The organism is Brucella sp. MAB-22 (assembly GCF_025908475.1).
GTDB classification, from domain to species: domain Bacteria; phylum Pseudomonadota; class Alphaproteobacteria; order Rhizobiales; family Rhizobiaceae; genus Brucella; species Brucella anthropi.
In genome coordinates, this window is sequence record NZ_CP109781.1 from 997477 (window position 1) to 1019386 (window position 21910).

The window sequence follows — 21910 nt, forward strand, 5'->3', positions numbered from 1 at the left end:
AAAGGCGCGACGATTATGAAGATCGCTGTCATCGGTACGGGATATGTCGGATTGGTCAGTGGCACGTGCTTCGCGGCATGGGGACACGAGGTCGTCTGCGTCGACAAGGATGCCCAGAAGATTGTCCGGCTGGAGCGCGGCATCGTGCCGATCTACCAGCCGGGGCTGGATGAACTGGTGGAACGCAATTTCGCCTTTGGCCGGCTCAGCTTCACGACCAATCTGGCGGAAGCCGTCAAGGGTGCGGAGCTTGTCTTCATTGCCGTCGGCACACCGGCACGGGCGGGGCACGGCGATGCCGATCTGTCCTTCGTCTATATGGCCGCTCGCGAGCTTGCGCCGCTGATCGAAGACCATAGCGTCGTCGTGGTCAAGTCCACCGTTCCGGTCGGCACAGGCGATGTGGTGCAGAAGATCATCGGCTCGGTGCGCCGACCCGGCACATTCTCTGTTGCGTCCAATCCGGAGTTCCTGCGCGAGGGTGTCGCGATCCGCGATTTCCTCGAGCCCGATCGCGTCGTCATCGGCGTGGAAGATGAGCGCGCTCGTTCTGCGCTCGTCGCCCTTTACGCTCCACCGCTTGAGGCCGCAAAGACGCCAATCGTGATCACGCAGCGCCGGACATCGGAACTGATCAAATATGCGGCCAACGCTTTTCTCGCCACCAAGATCACCTTCATCAACGAACTGGCGGATCTGTGTGAGGAAGTCGGCAGCGATGTCACCGAGCTGGCGCTCGGCATGGGACTGGACAAGCGTATCGGCACCAGTTTTCTCAATGCGGGGCCGGGTTATGGTGGCTCCTGTTTTCCGAAGGATACGATAGCGCTGCTGCGCACTGCGCAGGATCACGGGGTCGCCCTGCGGCTGGTCGAGGAAACGGTCACCGTCAATGAAGCGCGCAAGCGTCGCATGGCGCTGAAGGTGCTGGATGCGCTCGGCGGCAGTGTCGAAGGCCGGACGATTGCCGTCCTCGGCCTGACGTTCAAACCCGATACGGATGATATGCGCGATGCGCCGTCCATCCCGCTCATCGAAACCCTGCAACGCTTCGGTGCCAGCATCCGGGCCTACGATCCGGCCGGAATGGAGAATGCGCGCCGTCTTCTCAGCGACGTCGAGTTTTACGACGACCCTTACGAGTGCCTGAGCACTGCCGATGCGGCAGTGGTCGTGACCGAATGGGACAGTGTCCGCAAGCTTGATCTCGTTCGGATGAAACAGGTCATGCGGGACGCCGTACTCGTTGACTTGCGCAATGTCTTTTCACCGGCGGTTGCCGAGAATCTGGGCTTCCGGATTTCGACAATCGGCCGTCCTGTTCAACTGCGGCAGGAAACAAGACCAACAAACGTTCTGCCGCACGCGCGCATCCGTCAATCGCAAGAACCCTTGGCGGGTGCGCGCAACCTGAAGGTCGTGGGAGGTTCAAATGAAACATGTGATGTTTGAAGGCCAACGGTCCCGATCTGGTCGGAACACTGATCGGAGCAGATATGTCCTGCCGCTGGTTGTCCTGCTTGCGGGGCTAAGTGGACCGGCTGGAGCGGCAACGGTTCCGGCAGATGGTTTGCCCGACGGCGCCCGTGTGATGACGCCTGCCGAGCTTTACCTACTCTATCGCGACAAGAACTGGCAGTGGGCTGACGGCGCTGGCCGGATGGAAAGCCAGAACCGCCGTTTCACCGCCCGTGTCGATGGGGAGAAGGGCAAGGCCTGGGCTGAAGGCCGCTGGCGGATCACCTGGTCGGGCCAGATGTGCTTCGATGCGAAATGGCATCTGGCTCAGGGCGTCTTCCCGAACAAGACCTGTTTCTCCCACCGTATCGCCGATGGGACGATCTATCAGAAACGCGAGCCGGACGGTGTCTGGTACGTCTTCCGCCATGCTGGCGGAAACAAGGATGACGAAGCACGCAAGCTTCTCTCCATCGAAACAATAACGCCCAAAACGGAAGCGCTGAATCTGGCGTTGCCCGTTGCCCAATCGCCCGTACAATAAAGGAGGCGGCGATGAAAACCTCATATAAAATAGCAACGGCCATTCTTTGCGGTGGGCTGCTTTCAACCGCTGTTTACGCGGCGAGCGGTGTTTCGGGTGCCAATGTCGACACTCGAAATATGTTCCACGACAAGCGCCCGGTGATAACACCGCAATCCATCACGTTCGGAGCCTATGATCCGCACGGGGATTTCACCAACGATCCCAATTCCCGCATCGAACATCTGTTCCTTCCGTGGGAGGATGTGGACCTGACGAGCCTGTCAACCGCTGATGCCTATGCGCAGGAACGGGGCCGCGAATTGCTGATCACCGTCGAACCCTGGTCGTGGGCTCGCGACTGGCGCGTTGCACCGGATGATCTCCTGAGCGGAATCGTGCGGGGGCATTACGATACAAACATGGCCGCCGTCTGCTCCGCTGCTTCGAAGCTGAAGAGCCCTGTGACCATTCGCTGGGCGCAGGAAATGGACGACAAGACGGGTCAGTTCACCTGGTCCTACTGGTCGGCACAGGGGTATGTCCGCGCCTATCAGCATGCGGTCAATGTCTGCCGCAAGTCATTGCCGAACGCCAAATATATGTGGTCGCCGAAGGGAGATGCGGGGCTTGAGGCCTATTATCCGGGCGATGGTTATGTCGATGTGATCGGCCTGTCGGTGTTCGGCTACGAACCTTACGATATGCTGGAACTGGGACATGCGTCCACATTCGTTGAACGGACAAAACCGGGATACGACCGGGTGGTAGGCTTCAAGAAGCCGATTGTTATCGCCGAGCTCGGTTATGAAGGAAGCGACGCCTATGTCCGGGCCTGGGCACAGGAAACCAACAAGCCGCAGCCCGAATTTCCGGAACTGACTGCGACCGTCTACTTCAACGACCGCGAAGTCTATCCGTGGCCACGGGGTGTCGGGCGGCCTGACTGGCGGGTTGCGAACCATCCGCTTGATTGATGTCGCATTTACCTCACGCAAAACCGCTTCGCATTTTTGCTGGAAATGCTCCAACGTCTGAACAGGAATACGACAATGTTTTCGATCCGTTTGAGAACCGTAAGTGCGGCGCTGTCCGTACTTCTTCTGGCAGGCGCTGCCGATGCGGCGCCGAAACAGAAAACCGAGGACCCGATCGCCATCAAGGCTGCGGCGGCTGCACCGCTGTCAGCCGACGCGCTTGAGGCGCTCTATTCCGGTAAGTCATGGAAATGGAAGGATGGTGGCGGCTATTTCTCCGCCGACAGACATCGTTTCATCGCCTGGTCGCAGAAAGGCAGGGCGTGGTCTTACGGGCAGGGGCGCTGGTATGCCACCAATCGCGGCAAGCTTTGCCTGCAGGCCTATTGGGTCAACAAGATGGGCGGCGGCAGCGATACGACCTGCTTCCTCCATCGTGAGAAAGATGGCGTCATCTATCAGAAGCGCTCACTGGGCGGCAGCTGGTATGTCTTCCGCAACAATCCGCCACGCCCGACCGATGAGGCCGCCAAGCTGCTGCGCGGCGACCGTGTTAGCAAGGGACTGGCGATCATGAAAGCCAAGGCGAGATAATCGCCAGGCAAGCATGCCGGCTCGCTGATCTGTATGGAGTTCTTGCGAGCCGGTATGCCAAGGAGTGCATTCCGAAAACAGTTTCACGCCGGTCGGATTGTGCTCTAATCGCGGATGAAGCAGCGGGATTTCTGCCCGAAACCGCTCGGCGTGCACACATAGGGCGTGCCGGCCGCATATTGCGTGGCGGAAACCCTGATGACCTTGGCCGATGCAGGCTTGTTGTAGCGCGCTTGGCTATTCACCTTGTACTTGACGAGGTAAACGGAAACTGTTTCGCTTTTCTGCTTGCGGGCATCCTTGGCTTCGGCGCCTGCCGTCAGGCATAATGAAGCGGACAGTCCAACGACAATAGCGGCAGCCCATTTCAAGCTTTCGCGGCGCACAGTATATGCAAATACATTGTTCATGCGATTGCCTCCGGTTGTTATTACCGTGCTTTCTATCGGACGCGTTTTAATATTCTGGCCGGATTTTCCTGAAAATTTTCATCAAATGGGATGCAATCAACTCATTTCAGAGACCGTTTTGCGCGCTCCGACACTTCCGGCCAAATCTGGGAAAAGGCCGGGAAAGCGGGGTTGTCGGCGCGTAAGAGGAAACGTCGGCTACCGGTCTGAACGGTTACGTGGCTGATAGTGTTCCAGCTTATTTTGTTTTTATACGTGCAAATGCTACTATCAACGCAGGGCTTGGGTCGCCATTACCGCGCCTCGAGCCTCCGGGTTGGTTTAGGGAGTTGCCGTGACATCCCCGAGCGACAAGGCCTCGCGTGATCTGAAGCCCGATTTTGTGGAGCGCCGCCAGTCAGTGCGCGTTCCACTCGCGCCCCTTGGAGAAGATGCCCGAAGCACCAATATTCTGACCCCGCTGGTCTTTACGACCGAAGAGCTGGAACCCTGCGCACAGTTTCCCACATGGCAACAGCACGTGGCTCCCCTCTATGATGTGCGGATGCCGGATGGTGTGAACGCCGAAGACGGTTTTGCCGTTACCCAGAAAGTCTGGAATCTGCGCGGCATGCTGCTGATAGAACAGACTGTTCCTCCATTCAGTTATGAACGTACAGCGGAAAAGGTTCGTTCCAGCCCGATTGATCACTGGCAGATCAGTTTTCTGCGAAGCGGTCGCACATGGACGGCGGTGGATGATCGTGTGGCGGAAAACGAGCCCGGCATGATCAATATCCGTTCGTTTGGTTATCCGTTTCGCGGTCGTGCGCTGGCAACGGACGTGGTGCTGCTGATCATTCCGGTCGATCATTTCGCTGGTCTGGGCGGTATGCCGGAAGCGTGTAACAATGCGACGCTCGGAGGCTATCGCGCCAAGCTGCTGATCGATTTCGTATCGACGATCCAGGCGGGACTTGACCATATCAGAAGCGAAGACCTGCCGGAGCTGCGCGACGCCCTGCGCCAGATCGTATTTGACACGATCGCCCCTTTGGTAAAGGAAAACGATGCGAGCGAACACAATGCGTCTCTCGGGGCCTCTCTGGGGTTGATGACCAAGGCCAGACGCTTCATCCAGAAAAATCTCACGTCCCGTGAACTCACGCCCGATGCACTGAGCAAGGAGCTCGCCATCTCACGCACACATCTCTATCAGCTGTTCGAAGGCTCGGGCGGGGTACTCAACTATATTCGCCAGAAGCGTTTGCTTGCAGCACATGAGATGCTTGCGGATGCATCCGAAAACCGCAGGGTGTCCGACATAGCGCAGCTGTTTGGCTTCGATACGGCAGCCAATTTCACGCGGGCATTCACGCAGCATTTTGGCTATAGTCCGAGCAATGTCCGCAAGTCGCTGTCGCGAAACGACGGCATCAGTGACAGCCAGTCTGACGCGAACCGCTCCCTCACTTTCTCAACCCTGCTACGAACGCTGGCAACGACCGGTGCGTAAAGTTCCAGAAGAATGATCGGAATAGTTTGACGATCTGTCGGAAGCAGACTGCCAGAGCATTTCCTGTTTTGATTGGATCATAGGAAACGCTCTATCCGTTTGTTTTTACGCATGTCTTTATCCCGAAACCGGTTCCCTCTTTCGAGAGACATGCTCTAGTCGTTTTCCGGCAAACGTGGAAAGTGCTCCATCGTTTCATCAAGGAACACCCATTCATGCTTCGATTGTTCGAATACAGATAGGGTGGGCTGGGCAAAAGCCGGATCGGCAAAAAGGCCAACTGCCACGCCGATTACGGAAGGGACCGCATCAGGCAGCCAATAGACGGTCGAGCCGCAAGCCGGGCAAAAATGCATCCGGACCTTGCGGCCACTTTCCGCCGTCCGAATGAATTCCGTCGATGCGCCTGAAATTTCAACGCAGCCTATCGCATAGAAGGCATTTGCACTGAATGGCGAACCTGTTCTCCGCTGACAGGCGAAGCAGTGGCACAGTGCCGTTAATTGTGGTGGCCCGTGGGGCGTTACTGTCAGATTTCCGCATACGCATTGAGCATAGGTCATGGATTTCTCCTGCAAGGTGAGATCGCATCATCAGAAATGGAATGGAAATACAGCCCGAATGGCCGGAGTGTTCCGGAAGGAACTGGCTAGGGCTTCGGGTTCGGCTGCAAGTCCAGCAGCATCTGAACCGAATACTTCGCATTATCATCTCTTAGCGCTCTATCCGCAAGTTCGGCTGGATAGAATTTCTCACGCTTGCTTTTGCGCAAGATATTGCGGACGTTGTTGTCGGACTCCCATTCGGGAGAACATACGGGAGGAAAGACATGCAGCATTACAGACTGAAATCGCTTTCCCTTGCCGCAGTCATTGCCGTTGCGGGCCATCTGCCTTCGGCTTACGCGGCATCACCAGCGCCGGCAGAAGGCCAGAACGGCATGGTGGTTACGGCCCAGCATCTTGCCTCGCAGGTTGGTATCGATGTGCTGAAGAACGGCGGCAATGCCGTCGATGCGGCTGTCGCTGTCGGCTATGCACTGGCGGTTGTCTATCCGACTGCCGGTAATCTCGGCGGGGGTGGCTTCATGACGATCCGCTTCAAGGACGGCAAGAGCACCTTTCTCGATTTTCGCGAGCGTGCGCCGCTTGCTGCAACAAAGACCATGTATCTGGACAAGGATGGCAAGCCGGTCGAAGGCGCCAGCACTGAAACCTATCTCGCCATCGGCGTGCCGGGCACGGTGGCTGGCCTTGAGGAAGCACGCGAAAAATATGGCACCCGCAAGCGCGAGGAGCTGATCGACCCGGCACTGAAACTTGCCAAGGATGGCTTTACGCTCGAGCTGGGCGATATTCTCTCCTTTGCTGATGGCAATGAAAGACTGGCTAAAGACCCGGCGGCGGCGAAAATCTTCCTGAAAGACGGAAAACCGATTCCGTTGGGCGAGAAGCTTGTCCAGCCGGATCTGGCAAAGTCGCTTTCGGCCATTTCGGAAAAGGGGCCATCGGCCTTCTATCAGGGCGATATCGCCGATCTGATTGTCAAATCGAGCAAGGAGAATGGCGGCATTCTCGCCAAGGCCGATTTCGAAGAATACAAGGTCCGTGAGCTCGAACCGGTCAAGTGCAGCTATCGCGGCTATGACATCGTTTCGTCGCCGCCGCCTTCTTCGGGCGGACTGATCATCTGTGAAATCCTGAACGTGCTTGAGGGCTACCCGATTTCCTATCTGGGCTATGGTTCCGCGGAAACCACGCGTTTGATGGTGGAAGCGATGCGCCACGCCTATGTGGACCGCAACACGGCGCTGGGCGACCCTGATTTCGTTGACAATCCGATCGAGAAGCTCACCAGCAAGGCCTATGCTGCAGAAATTCGCAGTCGTATCGATCCTTATCGCGCTGGTGTCAGCGAGGCGCTGAAGCCGGCTGAATTCAAGGAGTCCAACGAAACCACGCATTATTCCATCGTGGACAAGGACGGCAATGCTGTCGCCGTGACCTATACGCTGAACGGATCGTTCGGCACGGCCAAGGTGGCTGAGGGCACCGGAATTCTCCTCAACAACGAGATGGACGACTTCACCATCAAGCCGGGCGTGGCCAATCTCTATGGTCTCATACAAGGCGAAGCCAATGCCATCGAACCGCGCAAGTCACCGTTGTCCTCAATGAGTCCGACTATTGTATCGAAGGATGGCAAGCCGTTCATGGTCATCGGCAGCCCCGGCGGTTCGCGCATCATCACGATCACGCTTGAGGCGATCATGAATGTCATCGATCACGGCATGGACATTCAGGAGGCTATCGATGCCCCGCGCATCCATCACCAGTGGCTGCCGGATCGGGTCTATATGGAAGCGAACGCGCTTTCGCCGGATACGATCCGGTTGCTGACCGGCATGGGCTATATGGTCGGGGAAGACGCTGACTGGCCGGTCTGGGGCGAGGCAGCTGGCATTCTTGTCGGCGGCAAGGATATGGCAGCCATCGAAAAGGGTGGCGACAACCGCTACTACGGTGCTATCGACAGCCGTGCCGTCGCTGGTGCTGCAATAGGATACTAGAGCATGTCTCCCGAAATTGGGAACCGGTTTCGGGATAAAGACATGCGTAAAAACAAACAGATAGAGCATTTCTAATGATTCAATCAAAACAGGAAATGCTCTAAAACAGAACCGCTTTGCCGGTGGCCGAAGGCATAGACAGAGCGAGGAGACGAGATGAATTCACGTCTCCTCAATGTCTGTGTCGGATCAACCAATGCTTTTGTCGGTTATCCGTGCGCTCTTCAGTATTTCGATGACCATTTCGGAGGCTTTGTTAAGCGAACCGACCGGCAGAAATTCGTAAATCGAGTGGAAGTTGTGCGCGCCGCAGAACAGGTTCGGGCATGGCAGTCCTTTTTCGGACAGCACCGCACCGTCATAACCGCCGCGCATCGGCAGCGGTGTCGGTGTCACGCCTATTGCCTTCATGGCCTGAAGGGCAAGAACGACCGGATAGCGATTTTCGCCTTGCAGGCTCTCGGCAGCGTTCCGGTAGACAGCCTTGTAGTCTACATGAACCGTGCCCTCGCCATGAAGCTGGTTGAAACTTGCGGCGAGGTTTTCGATGAATGCACGACGTGTTTCGTAACCGTCCTTCGTGAAATCACGGATGTCGATGATCAGGCTGGTCTCGGCTACTGTTCCTTGAATGCCCTTGGCCCAATAATAGCCTTCGGTACCTTCCGTATATTCCGGGCGTTCGCCGCCCGGCATCATGGCAATGAATTGCTGGGCGTAGAGAATGGCATTGCGCAGCTTGCCCTTGGCCGACATCGGATGGGCTGGCTGGCCTTTGAAGGTGAGGCGGAATTCACCGGCGTTCCAGTTTTCATACACGATCTCGCCAACCGCACAGCAGTCGAGCGTATAGGCGAAATCGGCGTTCAGGGACGCGACGTCGAGCGCCTTGGCTCCGAGCAATCCGATTTCCTCATCGGGAACGAAAACAACCTTGACCGTGCCGTGCTCGATTTCGGGATGCGTGGTCAGGATCTGCATGGCATGCATGACCTCGGCAATGGCAGATTTGTTATCGGCGCCGAGCAGGCTGGTGCCGTCCGTCACGATGATCCGGTCCCCGACATAACGTTCCAGCTCCGGGAACTCGGCAAGCCGCATGACAGCACCGGTCGTTTCGTTGAGCAGGATATCTCCGCCCCGATAATCGACCACATGAGCACGGGTATCGGTCGTATATTCGCCGGACGTATCGAGATGGGCGACCCATGCAATCGTCGGAAACTGCTGATCGGCATTCGAGACATTGGCAGGCAATGTGCCGACAACGATCGAGTGGTCACGCTCTTCAACATCCATGCCCATGGCGCGCATTTCGCTGGCGAGCAACTTTGCGAGATCGGTTTGTCCCTCGCTCGACGGGAGGTTGCTTGCATTCGGCACAGCGGTCGTGTTGATGCGGGTATAGGCTAGAAAGCGGTCTACGATATCCATTATATTTTCTCGGCTATTGGTCGGAATCGGCCCGGATTTGATCCGAGAACCAAAGAAGAATAGCGGGCGTTTAGAGCGCCGATCTGATTCAATCAGATCGGCGCTCTAAACGTTTCTCTCCAAAGCATAATCTTATCGATCCTCGTTTCACTCCGGTCGGATTATGCTCTATGCCCGCTACCCCGAATTTCATCACCAGTCATCAAACCGGCGGAGGACGAAGCCTATTCTTCGATGTCGACATCTTCGAACAGATAGCCGCCAAAGGGATCGATGCGGAAGTCTTTGACTTTCTTGCTGATCGGCTGCTCGACAATCTGATGAGCAATGGTCAGCCAGGGAGCCTGTTCCTTGAACACGACCTGCGCCTGCTCGTAGAGCTTGGTGCGCTCGGCCTGATCGGTGGTCAGCTTGGCTGCCTGAATGAGCTTCTCGAAGTCCTGATCGCACCAGTTTGCGCGATTGGCGCTGCCGATGGCCTGGCAGCTCAAAAGAGCGGCGAGGAAGTTGTCGGGATCGGCAATGCCACCGGTCCAGCCAAGCATGACGGCACCATCGCGGTCCTTATCCAGCGAACGCTTGAGATATTCGCCCCAGTCATAGGTGACGATTTCCGCCGTTACCCCCACCTTGGCGAAGTCGGACTGAATGAGCTCGGCTGCACGGCGCGCATTCGGCATATAGGGCCGCTGCACGGGCATGGCCCAAATCTTCATTTTCAGGTCTTTGACGCCCGCTTCATCGAGCATCTTGCGCGACTGTTCAGGATCGTAAGCGTCGTCCTTGACGTTCTTGTTGTAGCCCCAGACACTGGGCGGGAGCGGATTGACCGAAGCGACCGCAGAGCCGAGATAGACCGCATCGATGATCGCAGCCTTGTTGACTGCCATGTTCAGCGCCTTGCGGACACGCACATCGTCAAACGGTTTTTGCTGGGTGTTGTAGGCTAGGAAGGACAGGTTCAAACCTTCCTTGTGCAGCATTTCGACGGCCGGGTCTTTCTTCATCTCCGCAATATCGGCGGGATTGGGAGCGGCAATGATATGGCACTCGCCCGACTTCAGTTTCTGATAGCGCACTGCCGCATCCGGCGTGATCGCAAAGATGAGATTGTCGATTTTCTGCTTGCCCGCCCAGTAGTCGGGATTGGCCTGATAGCGGATGGCGCTATCCTTCTGATAGGCAACAAACTGATAAGGGCCGGTTCCGACTGGCTGCTGGCTGAACTCCGCAATGCGGCCTTCGGCGACCAGCTTGTCGGCATATTCCTTGGACTGAATGACGGCGAATGTCAGCGACAGCGTCGAGATAAAGGTCGCTTCGGGATGCGTCAGCACAAACTTGACCGTGTGATCGTCGATCTTTTCGATTTTCTCGATCAGCGACGGGAAGGAATAGGCTCCGAATTGCGGCCATGTACCCTGATTGTAGTAGGGATTATCCTTGTTCCCCTGACGGTCGAACGTGAAGATCACATCGTCTGCATTGAATTCACGCGTCGGAGTGAAAAAACTCGTGGTGTGAAACTTCACGCCCTTTCGCAGGTGAAACGTATATTCCTTGCCGTCGGCAGAAACGTCCCAGCTTTCCGCGAGGCCGGGTTCCAGTTCCGTCGAGCCGCGCTTGATCTTGATAAGTCCGTTGGACACATTGCGCGCCGACGCGTCATACACGGCGCCGGATGTCGTTTGCGCCGCATCGAACATTTCAGGAGATGCCTCGGAGCAATAGATCAACGTCTTGGCAAAGACCTGTCCGACCGCCGTGCTGTTGAGCGCAGCCGCGACCAGCGCGGCTGAAAATAGTTTTCCGTATGTATTCATGAGGCTGCATTCCCTTGCTTGCGACGCGACCGACCTTCAACGGGTTGTTCAGTATCGACTTTTTCAGATGATTCTAAACAGCGGTGCGGCAGCATTTGAACGCGCAAAGGCTCGTGAAGCAAGCTCAAAAGGCTCGGGAGGCATGCGTAGAGATGGTTTAACTGGCGCTGCCGGTTCCGGGGATTTCGGGGATCATCTGACGCAGCAGGTTTCGCAGGATGGATCGTACGGCGACGGTGGCTGCAGACTGTTCGCGGTCGCGGGGCGTGATAAGGCGCACCTCGCGCACGATGGCCGGGTCCGTCAGGGGGCGGGCCACGATGCCGCGACCGCGCAGCGCGGTAAAGGCATAGGCGGGTAGAACAGCAATACCGGCATTGACCTCGACCAGCGACAACACCGAGTGAATCTGGTTGACCTCCATATGCGGTCGAAGCGCCAGTTTTGCCTGTTCGAAGCCGATTTCCGTCAAAAGCCGGATATTGCTTTTCTGGGTAAGTGTAATGATGGGCTGATCGTCGAGTTCTGTCCAACGGACCTGCTCATGCCCGGCGAAATCGTGATGGGGCGACACGAAAATCATCAGCTGATCGCGCAGTGCCATCTGGCTTTCGACGTCGGAATCTTCACCGGAAAAAGTGCCAACGCCGAGGTCGCAACGCCCGTTGCGAACCTGTTCGATGACGATTTCGGGTCCGACATCCTCGATCTTGATGACGAGGTTGGGGTGTTCATCAGCCACACGGCGAACCAGATGCGGAAGCACTGTCGTGCACAGCAAAGGCGGGGCTGCGATGCTGACCTGACCGCGCCGCAATTTCCCCAGATCGCGCACGACTTCGGCGGCGCGGTCAATTTCGGCAAGACCGGCAAGCGCACCTTCGGCAAAGGCACGTCCGGCATCTGTCAGGCTGACGCGCCGTGTTGTCCGGTCGAAAAGCCGCGCGTCCAGCACCGTCTCCAGATCACGGATCGTGTGGGAAAGATTGGCCTGGGTCGTCCTGACACGCTCGGCTGCGCGGGAAAAATTTCCCAGTTCGACCACGGCTTGAAAACATTCAATCTGGCGGAGAGTGGGACGCATCGGCTCACTTATGAGTTTTTGTTTATGAATATATTCTACTTACAAGACTTCTCGAATGAAAGAAAGTCAGGCTCGATCAGGGAGACGCGGGTTTGGAGTGACCCGCCCCGAAGCGAGGATTCCGATGAAGTATGACCGTCAGAACGCCAAGGCCCATTCGCGCGCTACGATGCGCGGTATCTGGGCTGCGGCAAACACGCCTTTCAATCAGGACGGATCGATCGATGAAGGCGGCTTTCGCAAGAATGTCGACCATTGGATCAACGATCTGGGCATTGACGGACTTTTCGTCGCGGGAAAGCAGGGCGAATTCTTCTCAATGTCGGTTGACGAGCGCAAGCGCATGTTCGATCTGGCTGTCTCGGCAGTAGGTGACAAGGCGCAGACAATCATGTCCTGCTCGGACCAGAACATGGATGTGGTTATCGATCTGGCCAAGCATGCGCAGGCCTGCGGCGCGGACTATATCGTCGTCCATGCACCTGTTCTGCATTTCCTGCGTGCGCAGGACGAAACGCTGCTGCGCTACTATGAAACCATTGCCTCGAAGGTGGATATCGGTCTTGCACTCTGGTCGCATCCGGATAGCGGTTATTTGATGAGCCCTGAGCTCTGCAATCGTCTGGCCGATATAGAAACCGTCGTCGCGATCAAATATTCGGTCCCGCGCGACATGTATCGCAAGCTCACGGAACTTGCAGGCGACCGCATTCTGGTCTCGACCGCATCGGAAGACGAATGGCTGGATAATATTCTCGAACTGGGCTGGCAGCTCTATCTCTGCTCTTCACCGCCCTACACGCTGCAGACCAAGGTTGATCGCCGCATGCGCGATTATACCGACCTGGCCTTTGCGGGCAAAGAGGCCGAGGCGCGCGCCGTCTGGCAGAGCCTCGAGCCTGTCCGTCATGCCTTCAAGTCGACGCGACCGGCTGAAAAGCCCACTTCGCATCAAAAATACTGGCAGGAGCTGCTCGGCCAGGTTGGTGGACCTGTTCGCGCGCCGATGCTTGAGCTGACCGACGCTGAAAAACGGGCAATCCGGGAGGCATTTGATAGCTGCGGTCTCAAACTGTCCTGATCGAACCGAAAAGGGGAACAAGAATGACAAAACTCAGCGCTTTCAATTTCCAGAAATGGATCGATGAACACAAGCACCTGCTGAAGCCGCCTGTCGGCAATCAGCTGGTGTTCAAGGACGCGGACCTGATGGTGACGGTCGTTGGCGGCCCGAACAAGCGCACCGATTACCACGACGATCCGGTCGAAGAGTTCTTCTACCAGCTCAAGGGCGACATGCTGCTGAAGCTGCATGACACGTCGACGGGCGAATTTTACGACGTGCCGATCCGCGAAGGCGATATCTTCCTTCTGCCGGCGCATATCCGTCATTCGCCGCAGCGCCCGCAGGAAGGTTCCATCGGTCTGGTGATCGAACCGGCCCGTCCTGAAGGCGTTCTCGATGCCGTCGAATGGTATTGCTTCGAATGCAGCGGTCTCGTTCATCGCGCCGAAGTGGATCTGGAATCCATCGTCGACGATCTGCCGCCGCTTTACGCTGCTTTCTACAACGATGAGAAACTGCGGACCTGCCCACATTGCAATACCGTCCACCCCGGCAAGAACCCGCCGGAAGGCTGGGTTGCGCTCTGACGAGGCATGCCCGGCGGAACTGCCGGGCACCCATCCATAAAAAGACAAGGGGAAATGAAATGAAAAACAAACTCCTGATGATCGGCCTGCTGGCGGGGCTGACGACCGGTGCTGCTGCTGCTGAACCGGTCAAGATCGGCGTGATTACGACCTTGTCAGGTCCGGGAGGTTATCTCGGTCAGGACGTGCGCGATGGCATGAAGCTTGCCATTGATGCCGAAGGTGGCAAGCTCGGCGGTGTGCCGGTTGAACTGAAGGTCGAGGACGACGCTGCCAAGCCCGGCAACGGACGACAGATCGCCGAGCGGTTCATGTCGGAAGACGGCGTCAAGCTTTTTACCGGCATCATCTTCTCGAATGTAGCCGGCGCAACCGTGCCGGATATCATCGATAATGACAGTATCTATATCAGCGCCAACGCCGCGCCATCGAACATGGCGGGCAAGGGCTGCGATGCGAATTACTTCGTGGTTTCCTGGCAGAATGACTCGCTCCACGAGGCATCGGGCATTGCTGCGGAACAGGAAGGGTTCAAGCGCGCCTTCATTCTTGCGCCGAACTATCAGGCAGGCAAGGATGCGCTGGCAGGTTTCAAGCGCCGGTTCAAGGGCGAAGTTGTCGGTGAAATCTACACCCAGCTCGACCAGACCGACTATTCGGCTGAGATGGCGCAAATTCGCGCCGCAAACCCTGATGTGGTCTTCCAGTTTCATCCAGGCGGCATGGGCATTGCGTTCATGCGCCAGTATCAGCAGGCAGGCCTTCTCGGCAAGATTCCGATGGTTCTTTCCGAACCGTCCAGCGATGCGGTGATCCTCAAATCACTGGGTGATGCTTCGGTCGGTATCATGGCCACCAGCCACTGGAGCCCGGATATGGACAATGCCGCGAGCAAGGAACTCGTGGCAAAGTGGAAAGCCGCTTATCCTGACCGGCCTCTGACCTATTACGGCACGCAAGGCTACGACGTGGCTCGCCTAATTGCTTCTGCCTTGAAGCAGACCGGCGGCGTTGACGATATCGATGCGGTGCGCGAAGCGTTGCGGAAGGCTGACTTCCAGTCGGTGCGTGGCAATTTTGCCTTCGGTCCGAACCAGCATCCGTTGCAGGACTGGTATCTCCTTGATGTCGTCAAGGGCGAGGACGGCAACCCTACCACCAGGATCAAGAAGAAGCTGATCGAAAATTACGGTGATTCCTATTCTGCAGAGTGCAAGCTCTAACAGCCACCGTTCGGCGCGCGCGAAAGTGCGCGCCACGCTTCTTTTCATTTCTCATGAAGGTCGTTTCCTCCAATGACACTCATCTTCGAGCAACTTTTGAATGGCCTTCTCTACGGCGTCATGTTGTTCCTTCTGGCAGCAGGGCTGACGCTGATCTTCGGGATCATGGGCGTCATCAACCTCGCTCATGGCTCGCTCTACATGATCGGCGCTTTCATCGGCACCTGGGTGGCCGTGCAGACCGGGAATTTCTGGTTGGGCTTGCCCGCAGCCATTCTGGCCGCGACGATTGCCGGTATCGTGATCGAGCTTGGCGTCATGCGAAAGCTCTATCAGCGCGATCATCTGGATCAGGTGCTGGCGACTTTTTCGCTCATTCTGATTTTCAATGAGCTGACCGTGCTGATCTTTGGCCGCCAACCGATTTTCACGCAGTTGCCTGCATCGCTCTCGCAACCGATCGAACTGTTTTCAGGCCTGAGCTATCCGCCGTTCCGGCTGCTCATCATTGTGGCTGGCCTGCTGGTTGCCGGTGGTCTTTATCTGCTCATCAACCGCACCCGCATCGGCATGCTGGTTCGGGCAGGTTCGACCAACCGCGATATGGTCCGCGCGCTCGGCGTGGATATCCGTCTGCTCTATACGCTGGTGTTTGCGCTTGGTGCGGCTTTTGCGGGTCTTGCAGGATTCATGACCGGACCGATCCTTGCCGTTCAGGTCGGTATGGGCGAGCAAATCCTGCTTGCCACCTTCGTGGTCGTGGTTATTGGCGGCGTTGGCTCGATCAAGGGAGCCTTCATTGCCGGTATTTCGCTCGGTATCATCGATACCTGCCTGCGCGCCTTTCTGCCTTCCATTCTGCGTCAATTCATGGCCGGGGCCGAAGCTGACGCGCTTGGCGTGGGCATTGCGTCCATGGGCATCTATCTGCTGATGGCCATCGTTCTTCTGTTCCGCCCGAGAGGCCTCTTTCCGGTGGGAGCCTGAATCATGTCATATCGTATTTTGTTTGTTTTCCTCGGCTGCGTGGCGCTTGCACTTTTCCCCTTCGGGGCCGAAGCGCTGGGGCAGACGGCTGCATCCAGCCTTGTTGCCCGGATCATGATCTATGCCATCGCCGCGGCCAGCCTCAATCTGATCCTCGGCTATGGCGGGATGGTTTCCTTCGGTCATGCCGCCTTCTTCGGGATCGGCTCCTATGTCGTGGGTATCCTTTATTTCCACCACGCGGAAGAGACATTGCTTTTCGGCTTCATTCCGGGTTCCGACCAGTTTCTGATCACCGTTCCGGCGGCCATGCTGGTGGCAGGTCTTGCCGCGCTGGTCATCGGTGCGCTGGCGCTGCGCACTTCCGGCGTGCAGTTCATCATGATTACGCTCGCCTTTGCCCAGATGCTGTTCTTCCTCTTCGTTTCGCTCAAAACCTATGGCGGCGAAGACGGTATCATCGTGCGCCGGGCAAATGATCTTTTCGGCCTCAGCCTGCGTGACAAGACGACGATGTATTATGTCATCCTCGTTTCGATGATCCTGTATTTCGGTTTCCTCTGGAGGGTCGTGCATTCGTCCTATGGCGCGGTGCTTTCCGGCATTCGCCAGAGCGAGCGGCGCATGACGGCCATGGGGATCGAAACCTATCGCTACAAGCTTTACGGCTTTGTCCTTGCCGGAATGGGCGCTGGTCTGGCTGGCGCGCTTCTCACCATCTTTATGCGTTTTGCAAGCCCGGATACGCTGCACTGGACCAAATCGGGCGAGTTGATGGTGATGGTCATTTTGGGTGGGGTCGGCACGTTCTTCGGGCCGATCTGGGGAGCAGCCGCCTTCCTGATCCTGCAGACCTATCTCGCCTCCTGGACTGAACATTGGCAGCTTGCCATGGGCATCATTCTGCTCGTCGTTGTTTTGGGAACCAAGGGCGGTATTGTCGGCGGCTGGCGCGCGCTTTGCCGTCCGTTTCGCAAAGACCGGAAAGTTGAGGTGCCCGCATGACGACGATATTGCAGGTCCGCGATCTGGTGAAACGCTTTGCCGGACTGGTCGCGACGGATCATGTGACGCTCGACGTCACGGAAGGGCATATCCATGCCCTGATAGGCCCGAACGGAGCGGGCAAGTCCACGCTCATCAATCAGCTGTGTGGTGAGCTGGCTCCCACATCGGGGACGATCAGCCTGATGGGTGAAGATATCACCAATCTACCCGCAGCAACGCGTGTCGGGCGCGGGTTGGGACGCACATTCCAGATATCGACGCTCCTGAACGATATGAGTGTGCGCCAGAACATCGCGATGGCGGTGCAGGCGCGGGAGGGGCACAATTTCCGGATTCTCGACAGTCTGAAAGGCCGCAGCGCCATCTGGCGTGAGGTTGATGCAATCCTTGCCGGAAGCCGTCTGGCCAATCACCCGGAGAAGCTTGCAGGCGATCTGTCGAGTGGTGGGCGCAAGCAGCTGGAACTGCTGATGGCGCTGGCCGGAAAGCCGAAGCTTCTGCTCCTCGATGAACCGATGGCTGGTCTCGGCCATGTCGAAAGCCAGGAAATGATCGAGCTTTTGCAGGGGCTGCGCGGCAAGGTTTCGATGCTGCTCGTCGAGCACGATATGGAGGCGGTGTTTGCGCTCGCTGACCGCATATCGGTGCTGGTCTATGGTCGTCTCATCCTCACAGGTACGGTAGAAGACATTCGGGCAAGTGAAGCTGTGCGGGAAGCCTATCTCGGCGGGGAGGAGGAACTGTGCTGAAAATCGAAGGACTTCAGGCCGCCTATGGCCATTCGCAGGTATTGTTCGACGTCTCGCTGGAGGTGAATGAAGGGGAACTGGTCACCCTCATGGGCCGCAACGGCATGGGCAAGACCACCACCATACGCACATTGATGGGTCTGCTCGCTCCAAAAGGGGGACAGGTCCAGATCGCGGGGCGCGACACGACCAGCTACAGCCCCGAAAAAGTGGCACGCCTTGGCGTCGGTCTTGTGCCGGAGGGCCGACAGATTTTCCCGACATTGACCGTGCGGGAAAATCTGGTCGCAACCGCATCCAACCGCTGCAAGCGACAGTCGCCATGGGATCTTGCCAAGATATATGCGCTTTTCCCGCGCATGCAGGAGAGGGCGGATCAGACGGCGGGCACGCTTTCAGGTGGCGAACAGCAGATGCTGGCCATCGGGCGTGCATTGATGACGAACCCGCATCTTCTGATCCTCGATGAAGCGACGGAAGGGCTTGCCCCCGTCATTCGCACGGAAATCTGGCATTGCATCATGCAATTGCGCGAAATGGGCCAGTCGATCCTTCTGATCGATAAGAATATCGCGGTTTTGAAGAAGTTGGCGGATCGCCACTATATTGTCGAGAAAGGTCGAACGGTCTGGCGCGGGACGAGTGCCGATCTCGAACGCGACCGTGAGCAGGTGCATGCTTATGTCGGTATCTGAGACGATCGTCCTCGTTGGATGGGGCGCTATCGGCAAGCGGGTTGCGGACCTTCTCGCTGAGCGGAAAAGTCCAGTAAGAATCGGCGCGGTGGCGGTGCGTGACCGGGCGGCATCCCGTGACGGACTGCCTGCCGGTGCCGTGCTCATCGAAAATCCTGCCGAGCTTGCTGCCACCGGCGCAAGTCTTGTGGTGGAGGCGGCAGGTCGCCCCAGCGTCTTGCCGTGGGGCGAGGCGGCGCTTTCCGTCGGAATGGATTTTGCGGTTTCATCGACATCGGCTTTCGTCGATGATGCCCTGTTTCAAAGGCTGAAGGATGCGGCTGCGGCCAGCGGCGCGAAGCTTATTATTCCACCCGGCGCGCTGGGCGGCATCGACGCGCTTTCGGCTGCAAGCCGGCTTTCGATTGAAAGTGTCGAGCATCGCATCATCAAGCCTGCAAAAGCATGGGCGGGCACGCAGGCCGCCCAGCTGGTGCCGCTCGATGAAATCAGTGAGGCCACGGTCTTCTTCATGGATACGGCACGCAAGGCAGCCGATGCTTTTCCGCAAAATGCCAATGTCGCGGTGATTACCTCGCTTGCTGGGATTGGTCTCGATCGTACCCGTGTCACATTGGTTGCGGACCCGGCAGCGCGTCTCAACACGCATGAGATCATTGCCGAAGGCGATTTCGGTCGGATGCATCTGCGTTTTGAAAATGGTCCGCTCGCGACCAACCCGAAATCGTCTGAAATGACCGCGCTCAACCTTGTGCGTGCGATCGAGAACCGTGTCGCCACGACTGTCATCTGATGCACTTGTTTAACGAAAAGCCCCGCAGTAGCGGGGCTTTTTCTATTCGGAAGCCTTATTCCGCATCCATCTTGCATTGTGCGGCATAGATATCGCCATGCGCGGTCAGGACTTTCTTCTCGGTCTTCAGATAAGGCTTGCCGTTGGCGCCTTCGGCTACACCCAGCGCATACCAATCCTGAACGGGATGCTGGTTCGGTCCGAGTTTGAATTCTCCGCGCACGGAAGGAATTTGCGCGGAAAGCAACGCCTTGCGGAATGTCTTGGCATCGATCTCGTCACCCGAGACGCCAGCAAGACCGGCACCCATCATCAGCGCGGCATCATAGCCTTGTGCGGCATAATAGGTGATCGGGCGATCCCCGAATTTCGCTTTCCAGGCGGCAACGAATTTTTTGTTTTCCGGATTGTCGAAATCGTCGTTCCAGTGGCTGGTCACCCGTACGCCGTCGGCTGCCTTTCCGACAACATTGACGATCACCTGATCGAGCGATGCCGGATGGACGACCATCGGGATTTCTTTCAGCAGACCTGACTGCTGATATTGCTGCAGAAACGCAATGCCCATACCGCCCGGTTCGAATTCATAGACCATCGCTGGCTTTGCGGCACGGATCTGTGCGATTTCAGCGGCAAAGTCGGTCTGGTCCATCTGGGTATAGACTTCGCCGACGATCTTGCCCTTGTAGAAGCGCTTGAACGCATCCATCGTCTCGCGCCCGGCCTGATAATTCGGCGCGATCAGGAATGCCGAAGGATAATCCATTGATTGCGCCAGCGCGCCAGCGCTTTCTCCCTGGCTGTCATCCTGCCAGGAGCTGACGAAATAGTTCGGGTGGCATTCCTTGCCTGCAAATTCGGCAGATGCGGTGTTGGGGCTGATATAGATGCCGCCTTCGTCGAGAATATCTGGCAGAGCCGCACCGGCGACATTGGCGAAGACCATGCCGGTAAAGAGTTTTACGCCCTGTTCGGACAACATGGCTTCGGCAATCTGCTTGGCATTGCCCGGCTTGAGGCCGTCATCCTCGACCTTGAGCGCGACCGGCTTGCCTCCCAGTTCGCCGCCATTCTGATCGATTGCGAGCTGGAAACCGTCCCGAATGTCCTGCCCAAGATAACCGGCAGGGCCGGACAAGGTTGTGATCATGCCGATGGTAACGGGTTCCTTGGCGAAAGCCGCGACAGTTCCGGCCAGAGATAGACAGAGTGCCGAAGCACCAAGCAGTGAAAGCTTGAGCATGAAAGTTCCTCTCTTGATTGCCCTTCACGACCTTTTCTCTGTCCCGCGCTTGAAAACGTTGTTCCGGACAGGAGGTCTTGCCGGTCATTTCATGCTGAAACTTGAAGTCCGTAAACTGAACACTCTTCGCACTGCTATGAGGCTCAGGAATATCAGAAGGGTGTGTCGAGTATGGGAGGGAGCCTGTCTTCAACCTGTCTTCAACCTGTCCGGGCAATTTCCCGAAGCACCTGAATGAACAGGTCGGCCGTGGCGGAACGGTTGCTCTCAGGAAGCGTGGTGATCCCCAGAAAGCCGGAAGTGGCGCCAAGCTGAACCGGCAGGATGGCAAGCTGTCCCGACGCTTCTTCAATCCGCGCCACCTGCGCGGGCATGACGCAAATATAATCCGCCTGCAAGAGCAAGCCCCTATTGATGAGCGGTGAGACGGATTCGACGGATTGTGCAGGCGGCGGAACGCCTTCCTCGCGGAATGTGCGATCGATCTGGAGGCGGAGATTGGTTTCCTTCGGTGGCAAGATCCAATCCCATTCGATCAGATCATGAAGGCGAAGTGCGGGGCGCAGCGTCAATGGATGGTTGCGGCGCACAACGACGACGGCGTTATCCGGAATCAGGACTTCCTGCACGAGATTGACCGGTTCATGTCGCTCGGAAAGGCGGCCTATCACCATGTCCAGCTCACCCGCCCGCAATGCTGGCATCAAGACATCATCCGTTCCCGTCACGACCTTGACCACGATGCGGCGATTGTCGCGCCGGACTTTGGCGATGGCTCTGGGAAGCAGATCGGCAGACGCTGAAAGCAGGGTCCCGATGGCCAGCCGTCCGCCTGTCCCGTCGCGCAGATCGGCAAGATTTTGCTCGGCCACCATCAGATGAGCCAGAAGACGTCTTGCATCTGTGGTCAGCTGCATACCCGCATGGGTCGGGACAACGCCCCTGTTGGTGCGCGTGAAAAGCCGCAATCCGGTCAGGGCTTCGATTTCCTGCAATGCCTTGGTGACGGCGGATTGGGTAACGTTCAACCGATCGGCAGCGCGCGCAATGCTGCGCTCCTCCTCGATCGCATCGATGATGCGGATATACCGGATCGTCAGATGATTGGTGAGCAATGCCATATCGCCTCCTCAAGGATATGTCCGCTCACAGATATTCTATTTCCTCATATCTGTCGCGGTCAGAATTCACT

21 protein-coding genes are annotated in these 21910 nt (G+C 57.2%); 14 read left to right on the forward strand and 7 right to left on the reverse strand.

Going from position 1 to position 21910, the window contains the following annotated elements:
* Positions 1–15 precede the first annotated feature (15 nt).
* The 4 genes from OHI65_RS04415 to OHI65_RS04430 all read left to right on the forward strand — a co-directional run bounded on the left by OHI65_RS04415 (position 16) and on the right by OHI65_RS04430 (position 3552).
* Positions 16–1452, forward strand: coding sequence for a UDP-glucose dehydrogenase family protein (locus tag OHI65_RS04415; RefSeq protein WP_264358743.1), 1437 nt, complete (start codon positions 16–18; stop codon positions 1450–1452).
* Positions 1445–2002, forward strand: coding sequence for a DUF995 domain-containing protein (locus OHI65_RS04420; protein WP_010660579.1), 558 nt, complete (start codon positions 1445–1447; stop codon positions 2000–2002). Before OHI65_RS04415 ends, OHI65_RS04420 begins: the two co-directional genes overlap by 8 nt.
* An 11-nt stretch (positions 2003–2013) precedes the next feature.
* Positions 2014–2958, forward strand: a complete 945-nt coding sequence (locus tag OHI65_RS04425; protein ID WP_105535035.1) for a glycoside hydrolase family 26 protein — start codon at positions 2014–2016, stop codon at positions 2956–2958.
* 75 nt (positions 2959–3033) lie between these two features.
* Positions 3034–3552 (forward strand): DUF995 domain-containing protein, encoded by a 519-nt coding sequence (locus OHI65_RS04430; protein WP_012093686.1) that lies wholly within the window; start codon positions 3034–3036, stop codon positions 3550–3552.
* A 104-nt stretch (positions 3553–3656) separates the two neighbouring features.
* Here the strand turns inward: OHI65_RS04430 and OHI65_RS04435 are convergent, their stop codons facing one another.
* The gene (locus OHI65_RS04435) at positions 3657–3962 is read right to left on the reverse strand and encodes a hypothetical protein (protein ID WP_010660582.1); all 306 of its coding nucleotides are present in this window, start codon (positions 3960–3962) and stop codon (positions 3657–3659) included.
* Between the two features lie 334 nt (positions 3963–4296).
* On the opposite strand from OHI65_RS04435, the gene OHI65_RS04440 reads away from it, so the two are divergent.
* Complete coding sequence (locus OHI65_RS04440) at positions 4297–5457, forward strand: helix-turn-helix domain-containing protein (protein WP_094515448.1); 1161 nt, start codon at positions 4297–4299, stop codon at positions 5455–5457.
* 155 nt (positions 5458–5612) lie between these two features.
* On the opposite strand, the gene OHI65_RS04445 is transcribed toward OHI65_RS04440, so the two are convergent.
* Complete coding sequence (locus OHI65_RS04445) at positions 5613–6020, reverse strand: GFA family protein (protein WP_125301087.1); 408 nt, start codon at positions 6018–6020, stop codon at positions 5613–5615.
* Between the two features lie 266 nt (positions 6021–6286).
* Between OHI65_RS04445 and ggt the strand changes: the two genes are divergently transcribed.
* Positions 6287–8026: a gamma-glutamyltransferase gene (ggt, locus tag OHI65_RS04450; protein ID WP_125301086.1), complete on the forward strand. Its 1740-nt coding sequence runs from the start codon at positions 6287–6289 to the stop codon at positions 8024–8026.
* A gap of 189 nt (positions 8027–8215) precedes the next feature.
* Here ggt and pepT read toward each other — a convergent pair whose 3' ends face one another.
* From pepT to OHI65_RS04465, 3 genes are all read right to left on the reverse strand, one after another.
* The gene (gene pepT / locus OHI65_RS04455; RefSeq protein WP_125301085.1) at positions 8216–9460 is read right to left on the reverse strand and encodes a peptidase T; all 1245 of its coding nucleotides are present in this window, start codon (positions 9458–9460) and stop codon (positions 8216–8218) included.
* A gap of 224 nt (positions 9461–9684) precedes the next feature.
* On the reverse strand, positions 9685–11283 hold the full coding sequence (locus OHI65_RS04460) for an ABC transporter substrate-binding protein (RefSeq protein WP_125301084.1): 1599 nt from the start codon (positions 11281–11283) through the stop codon (positions 9685–9687).
* 157 nt (positions 11284–11440) lie between these two features.
* A complete protein-coding gene (locus OHI65_RS04465) occupies positions 11441–12367 on the reverse strand; it encodes a LysR family transcriptional regulator (RefSeq protein WP_125301083.1) in 927 nt (308 codons plus the stop codon).
* Positions 12368–12491: 124 nt separating this feature from the next.
* Here OHI65_RS04465 and OHI65_RS04470 point away from each other — a divergent pair, with 124 nt between their 5' ends.
* The 8 genes from OHI65_RS04470 (at position 12492) to OHI65_RS04505 (ending at position 19475) form a co-directional block, all read left to right on the forward strand.
* Positions 12492–13448: a dihydrodipicolinate synthase family protein gene (locus OHI65_RS04470; RefSeq protein WP_029928726.1), complete on the forward strand. Its 957-nt coding sequence runs from the start codon at positions 12492–12494 to the stop codon at positions 13446–13448.
* Between the two features lie 23 nt (positions 13449–13471).
* The gene (locus OHI65_RS04475) at positions 13472–14020 is read left to right on the forward strand and encodes a 3-hydroxyanthranilate 3,4-dioxygenase (RefSeq protein WP_010660590.1); all 549 of its coding nucleotides are present in this window, start codon (positions 13472–13474) and stop codon (positions 14018–14020) included.
* A gap of 59 nt (positions 14021–14079) precedes the next feature.
* Entirely contained in the window at positions 14080–15243 is a 1164-nt protein-coding gene (locus OHI65_RS04480; RefSeq protein ID WP_010660591.1) for an ABC transporter substrate-binding protein, read from the forward strand.
* A gap of 72 nt (positions 15244–15315) precedes the next feature.
* Positions 15316–16230: a branched-chain amino acid ABC transporter permease gene (locus OHI65_RS04485; RefSeq protein WP_010660592.1), complete on the forward strand. Its 915-nt coding sequence runs from the start codon at positions 15316–15318 to the stop codon at positions 16228–16230.
* Positions 16231–16233: 3 nt separating this feature from the next.
* Entirely contained in the window at positions 16234–17235 is a 1002-nt protein-coding gene (locus OHI65_RS04490; protein ID WP_012093678.1) for a branched-chain amino acid ABC transporter permease, read from the forward strand.
* Positions 17232–17987 carry an ABC transporter ATP-binding protein gene (locus OHI65_RS04495; protein ID WP_125301082.1) on the forward strand — a complete coding sequence of 252 codons (756 nt, stop codon included), beginning with the start codon at positions 17232–17234 and terminating at the stop codon, positions 17985–17987. Before OHI65_RS04490 ends, OHI65_RS04495 begins: the two co-directional genes overlap by 4 nt.
* On the forward strand, positions 17981–18682 hold the full coding sequence (locus OHI65_RS04500; protein WP_012093676.1) for an ABC transporter ATP-binding protein: 702 nt from the start codon (positions 17981–17983) through the stop codon (positions 18680–18682). The genes OHI65_RS04495 and OHI65_RS04500 overlap by 7 nt, the downstream gene beginning before the upstream one ends.
* A complete protein-coding gene (locus tag OHI65_RS04505; protein ID WP_125301081.1) occupies positions 18669–19475 on the forward strand; it encodes an aspartate dehydrogenase in 807 nt (268 codons plus the stop codon). Before OHI65_RS04500 ends, OHI65_RS04505 begins: the two co-directional genes overlap by 14 nt.
* Positions 19476–19530: 55 nt before the next feature.
* Here OHI65_RS04505 and OHI65_RS04510 read toward each other — a convergent pair whose 3' ends face one another.
* On the reverse strand, positions 19531–20718 hold the full coding sequence (locus OHI65_RS04510; RefSeq protein WP_010660597.1) for an ABC transporter substrate-binding protein: 1188 nt from the start codon (positions 20716–20718) through the stop codon (positions 19531–19533).
* A gap of 200 nt (positions 20719–20918) precedes the next feature.
* Positions 20919–21839 (reverse strand): LysR substrate-binding domain-containing protein, encoded by a 921-nt coding sequence (locus OHI65_RS04515; protein ID WP_094515442.1) that lies wholly within the window; start codon positions 21837–21839, stop codon positions 20919–20921.
* Between the last annotated feature and the right edge of the window lie 71 nt (positions 21840–21910).